A 16,564-nucleotide genomic window follows, 5' to 3' on the forward strand; every position below is an offset into this window, starting at 1 on the left:
CCTATTTTCTTCCTTGTGTTCGTGGATCTAATACATCACGAAGCCAATCACCTAAAAAGATAATTCCAAGAACCGTAATCGTTATGGCAATCCCGGGGAAAGTGGCTAACCACCAGTTCGTAGCTAAATAATTCCTGCCATCCGTCAACATTCCTCCCCATGAAACAGTTGGGGGCTGTATCCCTAACCCAAGAAAACTTAAAGATGCTTCCAAAATGATTGTTGTAGCAACACTTAAAGTTGATATAACAATAAAAGAGGAGATAATATTAGGAAAGATATGCTTTAACATAATCGTCGCATTTTTTGTCCCAATAGACCTTGAGGCCCTTACAAACTCCCGCTCCTTAATACTTAGTACCTCCCCCCTTACAACCCTTGCATATGTAACCCAGTTGGTAAATCCGATGACGACAATAAGTACCATAATGCTTGGTTCAAATACAGCTAGAACTACTAAAATAAATAGAATACTTGGAATCGCAAGGAAGGAATCCACGATTCTCATTAAGATATTATCGATTACTCCACCGTAATATCCTGCAAAAATCCCGACTAAGATGCCGATGATACCGGCTAAAATAACTGAAAAAATTCCCACTAACAATGACACTCGAGTCCCGTATATGATTCTACTTAAAATGTCTCTACCTAAATTGTCTGTTCCAAGTAGATAAGTCGTAGAGCCTCCGTCCAACCATGCAGGCGGCTTCAGCATGTCTCCTAAATTATTTGCAGCAGGGTTATGAGGAGCTAAAATATTCGCAAAAATAGCAATAAAGACAACAGCAAAGACAATGAAGAACCCCGTTGTGCCCGTCTTACTTCGGAGTAATAATTTTATTAAACGGAAAAGACGGTTATGTTTTGTTTTTGTGATCGGTTTATTTACATCAACGACTGCATCCCGATTTACATTTACTTCCACTTTCTCACCCCCTATGAATAATTAATTCTCGGATCAAGCAAACGATAAATGAGGTCCGTAATGAGGTTGATCAAAATAACTAGAATAGCAATAACAAAAACAGCCGCTTGTACAACCGCCATATCCCGTCCATTTACGGCTTGAACTAATAATTGTCCTAATCCCGGCCAAGAAAAAACGGTCTCGGTAATTAATGCACCACTTACTAAATGAGTTACTTGTAAAGAAGTAATCGTTACAACCGGAATCAGTGAATTTCGAAAGGCATGTTTATAAACAACAAGTGTATCACTTACACCTTTACTCTTTGCCGTCCGAATATAATCCTGGTTTAAAATGTCTAACATACTTGAACGAACTAGCCTCGTCATTTCGGCCGCTACACCAGTTCCTAAGGTGATAGCCGGCAAAATTAAATGTGCCCATGTTCCCCTACCTGATACCGGGAATATTTGATAGTTCACCGCTAGCATGAGAATAAGCATAATTCCAAGCCAAAAACTTGGCATTGCTTTTCCCAAAACGGAGCCACCTGTAATAAATAAATCAACAAAGCTATTTCTCTTTTGTGCTGAAAAAATCCCCATTGGAATGGCTATAATTATAGCAATCAACATAGAAGCAGCTGCTAGCTCAAAAGTAGCGGGAAGCCTTTCTAATACTAATGGCAAAGCTTCTTGATGATAGCGGAAGGATGTTCCGAAATTCCCCCGAAATAAATCACCAATAAAATGAAAATATTGATATAAAAATGGTTCATTAAGTCCAAGTGCTGCTCTTAATGCTTCTCGGTCCGCTTCAGAAGCATCTTCCGGTAACATTAAAGCAACAGGGTCACCAGCTAGATAAACTAATACGAAAACAACAAAAGTAATAATAAATAAAACCGGGATAATTTGTAGTAATCTCTTCACCAGATACTTCTTCAATTCAAGATCTCCTTTCATAAACGGGACTAGTTTTACTTTCCCAGCCCCGCTCATTTTCATCTCAACAAATAAATTACTTCAAAGAAATATCGGAAAAATTAATTACCTCATCAAGCCTAGAATTGAATGTAACTCGATCTGAAACCCCATAGTTCGCATTTTGTTGGAATAAGAAAATATGTGGTCTCTCCTCAGCAACAATGGATTGAATTTTTTGATACTGTTTAGTTCGTTCCTCTTCATTTAAATTTCTTCCAGCATCATGATAAAGCTTTTCTACTTCCGGATTGTAATAATCGGTTTGTCCTGCTGCACGATCTTTTGTATAGTGAACCAATGAATAAGAAGCATCCAACAATCCATCTGCTAAGCCAATCATTAACAATTCTTTATTGGAGTTCGAATTATACTCATCTAAATATGCACTAGACTCTAGTAATTTTAGATTAACTTTAATGCCCGCCTCACCTAACATACTTGCAACGAGTTGAGCCACTTCTCCATCAAGAGGGTATCTACCTTTTGGCGCTGTTAATGTAATTTCAAGTCCATCTTTATATCCAGCTTCCGCCAATAATTTTTTGGCTTTTTCAAGATCGTATTCATACGTGTTATATAAATCTGGATTGGAACCAACTACCCCTTCTGGTACACGTGTTCGAACTGGAACACCGGTACCTTTTAATACAGAATCAACGATAGCCTTTTCATTTATGGCTAAATCAATAGCTTCCCTAACTTTCGGATCTGATGTAGCAAATCCTTTTGTTGTTCTGACGACTAAAAGCATGACACGAGTCGTATCTCCATTTATAAGTGATACACCCTTTTCACCATTCACACGATCCCATTCATTCGGTGGAATATCTGTTGCAATGTCTACACCACCCGTTAATAATTCACCAACACGGGTAGAGCTCTCTGGAATGGCTCTGACAATGACTTCCTTCCATTTCGGCGCTCCAGCAAAATAATCTTTGAAACTTTCTAAAACAACTCGGTCATCTCGATCCCATTTAACAAATTTATAGGGGCCTGAACCGACTGGTTTCTTTAAAAATTCATCCATCCCTACTTTGTCGATATATTTTTTTGGCATGATATCTGCACCACTTTTTGCTAGAAGTCTTAATAATGTAGGCATAGGTCCATCCGTTATGATTTCAAAATTTAAGTCATCAACGACATTTATCTTTGAAAGCTGTGTAAAATACGGAAATTCCTTTAATGTCTGATCTTTCATCACTCGTTCAAGACTATATTTAACATCCTCAGCAGTTAAAGGATCTCCATTATGGAATTTTACTCCTTCCTTTAACTTAAACTTCCATGTGAGGTCATCTGTATTTTTGTAAGAATCAACAAGTTCCGGCTGAATTTCCATTTTGTCGTCCCTATTGAATAATCGGCTAAACATGTTCCTAAATACACGATCACCTGTTGTACTTAATGAATTTTGCGGATCCAATGTCGTTATATCGGCACTTTGTGCCAACACTAATGTTGTTTTGTCTTTTCCTCCTTCTCCACTCTTCTTTGCACCAGTTGAAGAATTACTACTGCATCCAGAAACCATAAAGACGAGAATAATACAAGCGACAAAAACCAATCTAAAAGATTTTTTCATACCCATCCCCCAAATTTGAATATTTTAAAATTACAGAATACTTTTCACATACTTATTTGAAGTTCTTAATCACCGCAGCTGTAGCTTTAATCCCTTGAATATAGTCTTCAACGAAGATATTTTCATTCGGTGCATGATAATTAGATTGGAGATTAGCCACACCGATTTGAACTGCAGGAATATCTGTATTTTTCAACATTTTATACATTGGACTAGAACCTGCTAGATTGCGCAAAATAACAGGTGGTTCTTCATACACTTCTTGAATGCTTTCAAGGACGGTTTGGACAAAAGGATCCTTTGGATTAGTATTAAAAGGATGTAATCCATGTCCTTGGTTAATTTCAATATCAGAGTATCCGTGTTTATCTAAGTGATTTCTTAGCAATTTGGCAATTTTCTCGGGTGATTGATTAGGAACTAAACGAAAATCTAATTTTACTTTTGCAATTGACGGCAAAACCGTTTTTGACCCTTCACCGATATATCCTGATTCGATCCCACATATTGTACATGTTGGCTCAGCAGTCAACCTTTCCTTTAATATATCTCCTGATACATTTTTCAAAAAGCTGTCTATTCCGTATAATTTCTTCGTAGCTCCCTCATCATAAATCATCGACCCAATGAACTTTTTGTCTAGCTCACTCAATGGAACGATATCGTCGTAAAATCCTTCGATTAATATTTCCTCTTGTTCATTTTTCAAGGTACTTAATGCCCAAATGAGCCTCCATGCCGGGTTCTCAATAATCGCTGCTTCCGAAGAATGTAAATCCATATTGGCACCCTTACAAACTAGCTCAACATAACAGATCCCTTTCACACCTAGTCCAACATGTGGACGTTTGCTTTCAACTTCTCTTGAACCACCTTCCCAAATGATTCCATCTGTTTGGAGTTTATCCGGATGTTCATTCGCAAAAAACTCTAAGTGCGGACTTCCAACTTCTTCCTCTCCTTCAAAGATAAATTTGAGATTGATGGGCAATGTTCCATATACCTGTTGATAAGCATGAACAGCACATATTCTAGCAATTAGGTTTCCTTTATTATCTGCAACCCCCCTTGCAAAAATTTTTCCTTCTCTAATGCTTGCTTTAAATGGATCGCTCTGCCACTGATCAATTGGATCTTCAGGTTGAACATCATAATGATTATAAAATGTAAGTGTTTTACCATGACTTTTTCCTAATTCTCCATAAATAATCGGATATCCGTCTGTTGTTAGTTCTTCAACTTCGACATTGATATTTTTTAAAAATCTTTTTACAAGTTCTTTCATTTCAAGCATTCCACGATTTTGAGCGGATACGCTTGGTTGATTACACGCTTCGATTAACCAATCAATATACGTATCAGCGTGGTCGTCAATATACTGAAAAACCTTTTCCATTCATGCTTCACCCTTTCAAATTCTAGTTTTAATATAAGAATATAATATTATAACTTTATATTTTTATATTATATGAGTATAAATTAGACCTTTTTATAGTCTAATTTCGATAAAATATCGTGATTTTTCTTGTCTAATAATAAATCTCGAATATTCAATGATTTGCTGCTCCTCAGTATACGTAAACCTTTCTAAAACAAATAGCTGCTCACCTTTGGGGATGTTTAACAAATCTGCCTCATAGTCCTCTGCAGTTATGGTGGAGAAAAAGATTTTTGCTTTTCCTAAATTCATTCCATATTTATTTGTGAAAACATTGTAGAAAAGATCGTCTTCTATTACCTTTTCCGTGAGACCAGGAAATAAAGAGCACGGAATGTATGTATACTCAATCCCGACTGGAGTCTCTTCTTCAATTTTCAACCTATGAATTTTATAGACTTTCTCTGCAGCGTTTATATTAAGCATTTTACCAATTTTCACACCGGCTTCTTCTTCCTTGAAGGATAATGACTTATGAGGATGGTGTTTATCTTCCTCTGCTTCATTCCTTAGTGAAACGAGCTGGTAAATATCTTTATCCTCCTTCCTACTTACAAACGTTCCTTTTCCTCTTTGACGATAAAGAATTCCTTTGTTGACTAGATCATGTATGGCTCTTTTTACGGTAATGGTACTTACTTGAAATTGGGCTGACAGCTCCTTTTCTGTAGGCAATTGAAACCCAGGCTCCCATTCACCTAAAATGATTTTTTCTTCTAAGTAATCTTTTACTTGATGATATAAAGGTGTAGGCAAATTTTTATTTACTTTCATGTGATTCTCCTTAAATTGTTATAATATTATATCTTTTGCTTTTACAATTTAAGTTTACTATGATTTAACTTAAACGCCTAGATAAATTAGATTTTTAAAAAGTATAGCAATAATAAAAAAGAAATTCAATATAATTTTCGATTAATTTTAAATATTTGATCATCATACATTGCTTTAACGGGTTAATGCGACATGTTCGATTTTAATTAGGTAATATACATATGACTTATTCTATGTGGTTTGAGATGACAAGGGAACCAGACTCTAAATAGAATGGAGGAAAATGGACTAAAATAAAAATAAGGAAGCTCTGAGTAATATGGTACCTATAGATAGGACACTTGAAAAAGAGTTTAATCTATAGGTACCATATTACTCGTTGAACTCCCTTTTTTATTTCCCAATAAACATTTGTGACCAGTGATTTTCTGTTTGTTCAAACCCTACGCCGATATGTGTAAAGTTTTTATTTAAGATGTTTTTCCTATGACCTTCACTATTCATCCAAGCTTTAACAACTTCTTGTGGGTCTTGTTGACCTTGAGCAATATTTTCACCCGCACTCTTATAATTGACCCCAAAATCCCTCATCATATCAAACGGGGATCCATAAGTTGGACTTGTATGTGAAAAATAATGGTTTTGTTGCATATCCAATGATTTCTTTTGAGCCACACTACTAAGCTTCGAATCGACTTTTAAAGCAGGAATACCTTGTTTAGACCTTTCTTTATTTGTTAAGTCAATAACTTGCTTGGCATATTCACTAATATTTCCATCATTCTTAACTTGCTGTTCCTGCTTCGTTTGTTTTGGTTCTTGAGATTGTTGTTCTTGATTTTGCGATGGTACTTGTTCATATGATCCCTGTTGTTGAGTTGGTACTTGTCCATTTTGATCTAGTGGGAATTGTCCTTGTTGTTGACGAAAAAACTCATTCGTTTGATCAGGACCTATCTGAATTTCCTTGAACTTTGCGTCTTGTATTAGTTGTGCTTTTGTTTCAGGGTAATGATCGCTATTAATGGAAGTTTGTAAAGCAGATATATTCATGTCTTTCTTATCATAACGGTTATTCATGCAATTCTATTTTGAAAATTGAATGGAGTATTCTCAGGCGAATACTAATTGAACAGTTGGAATAAGCTCTTCATACTACCTATTTTCTAGTTTCTCCGGTTCCTTGTAAAAATTGCTTAAGTGCTTCTTTGTTTTGTTCAAAATCTACTTGAAGTACATCACCTATACCGTCAATGCGTCTATTTTCAAATGTCCCATCTTCGGGGAGACGTAATGTTTCTAGCTTACCACCCTGCTTTGTAATAACATCTTTTCCGATTGCAATAATAGTAGAGGTATCCATATTTGTATCAATATAGGAATTCATAATACCCATTAGTTTAGGGAGCTTGACCACATTATGAAGTTGGATAGACTCGTCCATTAATTTTGTAACGACCTCTTGTTGTCTTTGCACACGGCCAAAATCACTTAAACGATCATGGCGAAAACGAACATATCCTAATAGCTCATTTCCATGAAGTACTTGCTTGCCTTTCTTCAGCTTCATTCCTATACCGGATGACATATCATGTGGAACATCTATTTCGACGCCATCTGGTACAAGGGTGTCAACGGCTTTTTCGAATCCTTGGAAATCTACGATCGTGTAGTATTGAATATCTACACCAAAATTTTCAGTAATAGTTTGCCTTAGTAATTCCGGACCCCCGTAAGCATAAGCCGCATTTAATTTTTCTTTTCCGTGGCCAGGGATCGAGACAAACATATCACGCATAAGAGAAATAAGCTTGACATTATGGGCTTTTTGATCATAATGAGCGATCATGATCGTATCGGTTCTCGAATGTTTTTCCCCTCTAGTGTCATTTCCTAATAAAAGAATGTTAGTGTCACCGATTTTACTTTTTGTCCCTTTAAATGAATGAAATTCTTTTTGAGTTTTACTTGATTTACTGCCAGCTTCCTGTGTCCCTTGCACATACTGAATAACACTGCATCCTCCAATAATAAAGACACATAGAAGCAGAAGTGCGCCAAATATTCGGCCCCATCTCACTCTTACCCGTTTCCTCTTCTTCCCTTCCATACTTGCACCACCTAAACGAATCACATTTATTTCAGAAGTACTCATTATCCCATAATAATTTTTCATTTATATAAAATTCTGATTAAATAGCTTTAAAATTCGATTACATTCGGTGAATTTTTACTACATTGAAAATAAGATTAAAAATGCTACAAAATCCTCAATTAGTTGTTGAAATTTATCTTTCTATCTCGTGTGAGGAAAGGAGATGCCTCCGTCACGTCCAAGCTTGCGAGTTCCGATTCATCCTATTGCGCTTGTACTATTTACTGCATCATTTAAATTATGCTTAAATACAAGTTGGCAATTTATTTTAAAAATACGTCTAAACCATGCATTTCCGGCTCATAGGAACAGTAAATGTAAATATCCTCTGCTTTATTTTCAACGTACACTAAACAACAAAAAAAGCACTTGTTGCCTATTTGACAATAAAGCGCTTATAGTTAGCTATTGTTCGATTTCTCAAATAATTTACTCGGAAAAAGGGTTGTAATCTATTTAATTTACCATCCTAAACTATATCCTCAGCTAAATTTTCAAATTGAACAAATCCACCCTTAGGATGTGGCAAATAGAGACTTTCATCATTTGGATTTATTTTCAACTCAAATTCATCAACTCTTGGATTTTTTTGAGGTATTCTTTTTCCCCAGTATCCCTTACAATATGGCCTTGTTCAATATCATTGATTCCCCATTTTATTTTAGTTGTGTATTTCGGATTAACCTTATCCGTACCACCACCAACATTAACTCCCTTAACCTTACTCAACATAGCACTGACTTTATTCTCAAAAGCATGCGTATTCTCCACAGGCATTCGGACATTTCCAGTATTTCCGAATCCCTCCATGGCGAAGTCTAATGGTTTTCGGGTCGAGATGATGTTTTTTCCTTGTGTGATGGCTGAATCGATGAATCTTCCTACTTCTATTGTATCGTCTATTGACTTACTTCAGCTTATTTTCGACATCTTTTGTCACTGAGACCGAGCTTTTTAAGCAGGGGTAGTCAGATTTCCGACTTGTTTTGACAATATTTTTGAGATTGGGTACTTTTTTCATTTTTAACGACGAATTTCCCGAACCCCCGTAAATGATCAAGCTTTACTGTACCGTGCTGAAAATTATAATACTGTTTACTCTAGTTTTATCCATCTCTTGAATTTCAGTAAAGCATCATTCATGTTATCCAAAGCATAATTGTTTCATAAAAAAAACACTTGTTACCTAATAGGGAATCAAGTGCTTTATTAATGATTCTATTTTTAATCTCACCTCTAAACTAATGAGCATATTAATCTCAAAATTTTCAGGCTACGAGCCAGTAACACTTTTTTTATTCTTTTTCCTCCATCTTCTTCTTTAAATATTCAGCGATTTCTGTTTGCCCAAATTGTCTAGCATATTCATATGCATCCATATTCTTAATATTCTCTCCAGTATATCTAATTGAAATATCTATTCCTTTTTCAACTAGAAACTCAGCTACTTCTTTATGCCCGCCATAAATTGCTCCAAATAATGGATTTCTTTTTGCTAAGCTCACATCTAATTCTGCACCATTCTCTATTAAATACTTTACTATCTCCAAATGCCCCTCTCCCGCTGCCAATCTTAAAGGTGAAGCATCAAATATATCACCTTTTGTATTAACATCGATTCCTTTTTGAACTAGATATTCTACTATTCCAAAATGTCCTTTCTTTGCTGCAACATGTAACCAGGTACCAAATGGTGTCATTAAATGTAAAGATTCTGGATTTTCGTCTATTAAATGCTTTACTTCATTAATATCTCCAATCTTTATAGCATTTCTTATAGTTTTATTTAGAACTTTTTCATCCATAATATTAGCCCTCCAGTATTTCTACTATCTTGTACTAGCTATGTCACCTAAATCTTTAAGAGCTTCAACAATATCATCAAAGTCACCGCCAAATTCTTCAATAGCCCTTAACCGATTCACTACTTCCTCTAAAGCATCGAGACTATGTTGTCCTACTACGGCATTTGGTGCCCAAACAAGGTTTTCTTCTCCAATTATGGGATCTATCCCATACCTTCTTAATATTTCCTGACCTTCTCGAACCAGTTCTTGCTGCTTCTGACCAAGACCTTTTTTAAATAGAATATGATGTGCATGAGGATTTATCATAGCGGTAGGCGGGTCACCTATTAATCCCCTAAGATACTTGCCAAAATCAATTTTTATTAATGCTTCATCATACTCTTTAGTAATGCCTAAATCAGACATCTTTTTTCTAATCTCAGACAGCTCATCTACACTAAAAGTATTATTTTGAATAGCATTTTTAAGCTTATTCATCTTAGCGGCATCTACTTTTCCGTTCACAATTATATCATCAATATAATTACTTACAGTATTACCCGTACCACCACCAACCCCATTCCCCCTACCAAGCTTAGCCGCAAAATAATTCTCAGCCGCATGCGTATTCTCCACAGGCATTCGGACACTTCCAGTATTTCCGAATCCCTCCATGGCGAAGTCTAATGGTTTTCGGGTCGAGAAGATATTTTTTGTATATGTGGTGGCTGAATCTATGAATCTCCCTACTTCTATTGTATCGTCTATTAACTTATTTTTCAGCTTATTTGGTACATCTTTTATTGCCGAGGTTGCACTTTTTAATCGAGTGGCAGAAGCATTACTGGCAGTTTCTACCATATTCTTAATGTGGGTCACTCCATTATTAAAACTTCTTTTAATTCCCGTTTTAATGGACGATATCCCCATATCTCCAAGGTGAGCAAGCCTTACTGTTCCGCTGAATTTCGTAATACTACTCACCCCAGGAATAATATCCAGCGGGCTTAATAGTCCTCGGAAGACTCGCTCTCCAGTGCCTAGCTCTCGACCAGATATCCAATCCTTTCCGGAAACGGCCGAGCTTAATTCGAATGTACCATAAGCGGCTCCTAACGCGATACCTGCAGGTGGGCAGACTAAAGAAACACCGATGATGACGACGAGTGCGGCAATTTGCCCCCAGAATTCCTTGCTTTCCTGATGGTTTCGAATCGATTCATATTCAAAGGCCCGTGTATTTACAGCTGCGAGTTGATACTCTTTTTGCGAAAAATCCTGATCCGGATTTAGCTCTTTCCAAGTCTCATATTCAAGCTTCATCTGTTTGGCATAGTGATTATCTCCGTTAAATATGTCATCGATACTTACCTCTGTTTTTGGAACTTCGAAGGTCTGTTGCTGTCCGTAACCCGCGTAGACAACCTTTACTTCTGTCGCACCAATCCGATTTTTCGTCGTGTAATTGGACGGGGTTAAATCTCTCATCGCCTCGACAAATGCATCAATATCTTCATAGAATGGTTGGTCAATAGTACGATCGACGATATCCCCGATTTTTCCAGTAAATCGATGTAGCACCTCAAAGTCTTCGTATAATTGTTGAAATTTATCTTTCTGACTCGTGTGGTGAAAGGAGATGACCCCATCGCTGTCAAGGCTTGCAATATCTGATTCTGCATCTTCTAAGTTATCAGTGATATCTTTTAGATCATCAATCATCCCTTTACCCAAACGCCCTAATCCAATTAAATCGCCAATACCTTCTTTCATCTTTTCCCAATCTGATGGGATATATTTTACGTCCATGAAAAACCTCCTTTTCTTATTGATTTGGATATCTAGAATAAACCAATAGGGAATCCCAACTTTTCCAATCCTACATATATTCACCTTCTAAAATTTTACAATATAAAAAGGAACGATAAAATAGGAAAAAGGATGGTAGGTAATTTGAAGTATTAGGACCTTATTACAAAACGGTTTCCTCAAACACCTAGAATTTCTCCTTTATGTTATGATAAAGAAAAAGATGGTTGCTGATACACAAAAAGCCATGATGAAATAAGTACGTTGATTGGAATGGACTTAATGCTCCAAGTAAGGAGGATTTATTAATGAAATTAATAGCGATTGATTTAGATGGAACACTTTTATCAGAAAATGGGGATATAAGTTCAGGAAATACAGATGCTATTCATGATGTGCAAAGGCAAGGGGATATCGTTATGATTTGTTCTGGAAGATCGCTTCACGATACACAAGCCATCCTTCAGAATGCTGGAATTGATTGCCCTGTTATTACCGGTAATGGAGCAATTGCCTATCATGGAAAAGAAATTGTGCAAAAACTAATTATACCTGAAGATGTTATACACGAGCTTATTCCTCTGTTAGAATCCGAAGGCTTTTATTTTGAATTATATACGAATCAGGGGATTCACCTTCTTAAAAAGGGGAAGGAGCAGCTAGACGTAGAAATACGCTTATTAACCGAAAAGGATGCAAGTTTCCAATCTGAATGGGCGGAGAAGGAAAGGGATATTCAATTCAATCAGCATGGATTACAATTTATAAATGATTATAAAGATATCAATGTGGCAGAATTAGATGTTTATAAAATTTTTGTGTTGTCTTTTGATAGAGAAAAGCTGCTAAATCTTGAAAATCGTTTAAGTTCCCGTCAAGATATTTCGTTAACATCCTCAGGGAAGACGAAGCTAGAAATCGCCCATGCGGAGGTTAGTAAGGGAAATGCTTTAACCTATATGGCAAATTTTTTAAATATCCCATTAAAAGACACTGTTGCAATTGGAGATAATTTAAATGATCTTTCCATGTTTAAAGTTGCGGGAATCAGTGTGGCAATGGGAAATGCGGTAGAAGAAGCCAAAAGAAATAGTACATATACGACAAAGAATTTTAACGAGGATGGAGTAGCCTACGCGTTACGGAACTATATAATAGAAGTGTAAGAAAAAAGGCAACAGATTCCGTTGCCTTTTTCATGAACTTTATTTTATTTTTTCAAAGCATGACGACGCTGTTTCTTGAATGACTTTATTTAGTGCTTCAATGTTTGACTTCCCTTGTATTTGCAACCATTCTCTTGCTTTTTCTGCTCCTGCATCACTGTATACCTTTACTCCGTCCTTCCAAGTTGCGCGGCCACAAAGGACACCATTGAAATCAGAGCCTGCTGAATGAGCAAAGCGTAATGTTTCTTGGAACATTTCTGCACTTACTCCTGCACTTAAGAAAATAAATGGAATATCAGTTGATTCGCTTTGTGTTTTAAAATGTCCCATCGCTTCTTCCTTCGTATAAACGACCTCTGTTCCATACCCTTCCACATAGTCCATATTAACAGGAACTTCAACTTTTAATACATCGACATGATATTGAGGTTTAGAGAATTCAATCATCATATCATTTACTTTATGCGGTTTCACTTTTGCATACTCTTTGCTTTTTACATCCTCAATCTTACTATCATAGGATACAAGCTCTAAGAAGAATGGGATATCTTCTGCTGCACATTCTGAACCAAGTCTTTCGACAAATGCATGTTTTTGATCATTAATCTCTGCAGGCTCATCGATATCATAATAAAGTAAAAACTTTACAGCGTCTGCTCCTGCTTCTTTTATCCGACGGGCAGACCATATCGGTAAAAGATCCGGGAATCTGCCAGGTTTTGTCGCATCATACCCTGTTTTTTCATAGGCAAGTAATAGACCTGCACTTGAATCTCTTTTTTTCGTTGCTGGAAGTCCATATTCCGGATCTAATAGAATAGAAGATGCATAAGGTGTTAAAATTTCAGATACAAGCATTTTAAATTCTTCAATCGCTTCTTGAGTTCCATTTTCGCCCATCATTTTTTTCAAGGCCCCACGTTGGTCGATAGCCAGAGCACTGATAATGCCTTGGTCATTTGTTAAATTTAATAATGCTTTTCTTTTATTCTCGGTAATTGTTCTCATTGTTGGTTCTCCCCTTAGTGTATATTTTTCATAAACATTTGATAGATTTCCTCGGAACTAGTTGCTTCCTGTAATTGATCAATAAATTCTTGATGAATTAATAGCTTTGATACTTCTGATAAGTAACGTAAGTGGTCATTCCCTTTTCCTTTAGGAATAAACATGGCAATCACGATATTTGTTGGTTTACCGTCAAGAGCCTTCCATTCAACACCTTGATTTAATCTCAATATCACAATGCTTGCCTTGTTAATACTATCCAGCTCGGTATGAGGAATAGCGATCCCTTGCTCCATACCGGTCGTGCTTAACTTTTCTCTTGCCATAAATCCTTCAATAACTTTCGATGCATCACTGCTTATATTTTTCTCTTTTGAAATTTCCGCTAACTTTTGAAATACTTCCTCTTGAGATGCTGCATCGACATGACAATAAATATTGTTGATATCCAGGACAGATTCTAAATTTTTCGTTTCACTTGGTGTTTGTATTTCTTGAATTTCTTCTTTAGATGATTGCCCTTTCGCTACTGTTCGTTTTTGATCCCAGCTCATGAGGAATCCACTTACAATTGCACCGACTAAAATAGCTAACACCCAAAGGATGGCATGAGTAACAATTGGCAATACGATAAATCCACCATGTGGTGCAGGCACTTGTACTTTAAATAAGTAGGTCAGGATCGCTGCAATCGATGATCCGAGCATGAGAATTGGGATGACCTTAATCGGTTTTTTCGCCGCAAACGGAATGGCACCTTCAGTAATATGTGTAGATCCTAGCAGGAAATTCACATATCCAGCACTGCGTTCACTTCCTGAGTATGCTTTTCCGCCAAATAGAACAGCAAAACCGGTAGCTATTGGTGGAACAATACACGCAGCTGATACACCCGCCATAAAGAAGTAATTCCCTTGAGCTAATAATGCTGTTCCTGTCACATAGGCTGCTTTATTGACAGGTCCGCCCATATCAAATGCGCTCATACAACCGACAATCAATCCTAATAGAATCGGACTCGAATTTTGAAAACCGCCTAAAAATGACATCATTCCTTTATTGATTGACTCCATTGGAGCAGAAAGGAACCACATAGCAAATCCTGCAATGAAAATTCCTAAGACAGGGAAAAGGAAAATTGCCTTTAACCCATCGAGCTGTTTAGGCAAGCCTTTTAGCAGATGTGCCAACCCAAGCATGATATACCCGGCTAGGAATCCTCCGATAATCCCTCCTAAAAATCCAGTACCATTCATGTAGGCAATCATTCCGACAATAAACCCGATGATCAATCCTGGCCTTTTCGCAATTGATTCTGCAATATAGGCACATAAAATTGGTACCATTAGATTCATAGAAACGCCGCCTATGGTTTTTAAATAATAGGCAAATTGATTATATTCGGGACTATCTGGTTCTGCTGAATGAATACCAAACATAAAGGAAATTGCGACCATTACACCACCAGCAACAACGAGCGGTAGCATATGGGAGACACCATTCATCAGAGAAACGTAAAGACTATGCCAAAAAGATGTCTTTTGATTGCTTTGCCCCGACTGATGTTGGGTTCTTGCTTGACCGTCTTTATATTTAGGAACATTTCCAGATAAAATTTCATCGATTAATTGATCCGGTTCTTTAATACCTTTGCTAACAGAAACATTGATAACCGGTTTTCCGATAAATCGATCGACATTTACATCTTTATCCGCAGCTATAATAACGCCATCTGCCGCTTCTATTTCTTCATCTGTTAAAGCATTCTTTATTCCTTCTTGACCATGTGTCTCAACTTTAATTGAGATGCCTCTTTTTTTCGCTGCTTCCTCTAATGCCTCTTGTGCCATATAAGTGTGGGCGATTCCTGTAGGACAACCTGTCGCAGCAATAATTCTGTATGTCTTCATTTATATGACCCCCTTTTTAGTTGAATTTGCTTTCTTAATAAGGGAATATCCTCCAAATTACTTAACCCCGCTGTAAAAGCTGTAGATGATCCAGCTGCCGTTGCATAAATTAATGCTTCTTCTAAATCCCCTGTTTGTATCAGCTTCCCAACAAATACAGCGAGCATCGTGTCCCCGGCACAAGCTGTATTCACCACTTTTCCTTTAGGAGCGGTTGTCCATAAAACATGTTTTTCATCAACGTACAAAGCTCCTTTTTCACCGCGGGAAACTAATATTCTTTCTGCACCTTTATCTAATAGCTGTTGTGCTGCTTTAACAAGTTCTTGTTCTGATTCTAGTTTCGAAACACCTAAGAGATGGGCTAGCTCCTCATCATTTGGTTTTATTAAATATGGATGATAAGGTAAGCAGTCTATTAATCTTTCAGAACTAATATCTAGCACTAAAGAAAAGCCTTGCTCCTGAGATAATTTCGCGATGGTCACAAAAATGTCATCCTTTACTCCTTTTGGCAAGCTTCCAGAAACAAATAACATATCCTCGTTCGTGAAAGTTTTAATGTATTTAAGCAATGCTTCCTGTGCGTTTTGATTAATTTCGGGTCCTTTATTGACCGCTTTGTATTCTAATTCGCCGGAGCGGATAAATGTATTAATTCTGGTAATTCCATCCACTTTGATAAAATTCACATCAATTGAGTTTCTGACTAATTCTTCTTCAATATATTTTCCCGTGAATCCACCTAAAAATCCTGTGGCAGTACTATCAATGTTTAGCTTTTTTAACATAAACGAAATATTAATAGCTTTACCATTCGCTTGATAGTCCTCAAAATTGCTGCGATTGACAACAAAGGGAGAAAATTGTTCAAACTCAGTAAATAAATCAATAGCTGGGTTCATCGTACATGTATAAATCATGTTGTTTCCCTTCTTTCTTCCTGCCTTTTGTTTCACTTTATACTGTAATTGTGGCACAATAAGTTATGTAAATGTTTACAAAGTTAAACGTTTTCAATGTAAAACTT

14 protein-coding genes are annotated in these 16,564 nt (G+C 36.7%); 1 reads left to right on the plus strand and 13 read right to left on the minus strand.

Annotated elements, in window-relative coordinates; all coding sequences use genetic code 11:
- Position 1 precedes the first annotated feature (1 nt).
- The 10 genes from MKY81_RS00845 to MKY81_RS00890 all read right to left on the minus strand — a co-directional run bounded on the left by MKY81_RS00845 (position 2) and on the right by MKY81_RS00890 (position 11,447).
- The gene (locus MKY81_RS00845; protein ID WP_066228239.1) at positions 2 to 880 is read right to left on the minus strand and encodes an ABC transporter permease; all 879 of its coding nucleotides are present in this window, start codon (positions 878 to 880) and stop codon (positions 2 to 4) included.
- 59 nt (positions 881 to 939) lie between these two features.
- Entirely contained in the window at positions 940 to 1,857 is a 918-nt protein-coding gene (locus MKY81_RS00850; protein WP_066228242.1) for an ABC transporter permease, read from the minus strand.
- A gap of 73 nt (positions 1,858 to 1,930) precedes the next feature.
- Positions 1,931 to 3,484, minus strand: coding sequence for an ABC transporter substrate-binding protein (locus tag MKY81_RS00855; protein WP_165797674.1), 1,554 nt, complete (start codon positions 3,482 to 3,484; stop codon positions 1,931 to 1,933).
- Positions 3,485 to 3,536: 52 nt separating this feature from the next.
- Complete coding sequence (locus MKY81_RS00860) at positions 3,537 to 4,880, minus strand: M20 family metallopeptidase (protein ID WP_107958213.1); 1,344 nt, start codon at positions 4,878 to 4,880, stop codon at positions 3,537 to 3,539.
- A 93-nt stretch (positions 4,881 to 4,973) separates the two neighbouring features.
- The gene (locus tag MKY81_RS00865) at positions 4,974 to 5,696 is read right to left on the minus strand and encodes a GntR family transcriptional regulator (protein WP_066228213.1); all 723 of its coding nucleotides are present in this window, start codon (positions 5,694 to 5,696) and stop codon (positions 4,974 to 4,976) included.
- Between the two features lie 393 nt (positions 5,697 to 6,089).
- Complete coding sequence (locus MKY81_RS00870; protein WP_066228216.1) at positions 6,090 to 6,776, minus strand: CAP domain-containing protein; 687 nt, start codon at positions 6,774 to 6,776, stop codon at positions 6,090 to 6,092.
- Positions 6,777 to 6,855: 79 nt separating this feature from the next.
- A complete protein-coding gene (locus MKY81_RS00875; protein ID WP_084347454.1) occupies positions 6,856 to 7,851 on the minus strand; it encodes an LCP family protein in 996 nt (331 codons plus the stop codon).
- A gap of 558 nt (positions 7,852 to 8,409) precedes the next feature.
- Entirely contained in the window at positions 8,410 to 8,628 is a 219-nt protein-coding gene (locus tag MKY81_RS00880; protein WP_066228222.1) for a hypothetical protein, read from the minus strand.
- 518 nt (positions 8,629 to 9,146) lie between these two features.
- Complete coding sequence (locus MKY81_RS00885; RefSeq protein WP_066228226.1) at positions 9,147 to 9,656, minus strand: ankyrin repeat domain-containing protein; 510 nt, start codon at positions 9,654 to 9,656, stop codon at positions 9,147 to 9,149.
- Between the two features lie 24 nt (positions 9,657 to 9,680).
- Positions 9,681 to 11,447 carry an AHH domain-containing protein gene (locus tag MKY81_RS00890; protein WP_341116232.1) on the minus strand — a complete coding sequence of 589 codons (1,767 nt, stop codon included), beginning with the start codon at positions 11,445 to 11,447 and terminating at the stop codon, positions 9,681 to 9,683.
- Positions 11,448 to 11,755: 308 nt separating this feature from the next.
- On the opposite strand from MKY81_RS00890, the gene MKY81_RS00895 reads away from it, so the two are divergent.
- On the plus strand, positions 11,756 to 12,613 hold the full coding sequence (locus MKY81_RS00895; RefSeq protein WP_066231623.1) for a Cof-type HAD-IIB family hydrolase: 858 nt from the start codon (positions 11,756 to 11,758) through the stop codon (positions 12,611 to 12,613).
- 39 nt (positions 12,614 to 12,652) lie between these two features.
- On the opposite strand, the gene lacD is transcribed toward MKY81_RS00895, so the two are convergent.
- From lacD to pfkB, 3 genes are read right to left on the minus strand one after another with little or no spacing between them, the layout of a single operon-like run.
- On the minus strand, positions 12,653 to 13,624 hold the full coding sequence (gene lacD / locus MKY81_RS00900; protein ID WP_341116233.1) for a tagatose-bisphosphate aldolase: 972 nt from the start codon (positions 13,622 to 13,624) through the stop codon (positions 12,653 to 12,655).
- A gap of 14 nt (positions 13,625 to 13,638) precedes the next feature.
- Complete coding sequence (locus MKY81_RS00905) at positions 13,639 to 15,534, minus strand: fructose-specific PTS transporter subunit EIIC (protein ID WP_341116235.1); 1,896 nt, start codon at positions 15,532 to 15,534, stop codon at positions 13,639 to 13,641.
- Positions 15,531 to 16,457: a 1-phosphofructokinase gene (pfkB, locus tag MKY81_RS00910; protein WP_066231631.1), complete on the minus strand. Its 927-nt coding sequence runs from the start codon at positions 16,455 to 16,457 to the stop codon at positions 15,531 to 15,533. Before pfkB ends, MKY81_RS00905 begins: the two co-directional genes overlap by 4 nt.
- Between the last annotated feature and the right edge of the window lie 107 nt (positions 16,458 to 16,564).

The organism is Heyndrickxia sp. FSL W8-0423 (assembly GCF_038009395.1).
Classification (GTDB): domain Bacteria; phylum Bacillota; class Bacilli; order Bacillales; family Bacillaceae_C; genus Heyndrickxia; species Heyndrickxia sporothermodurans.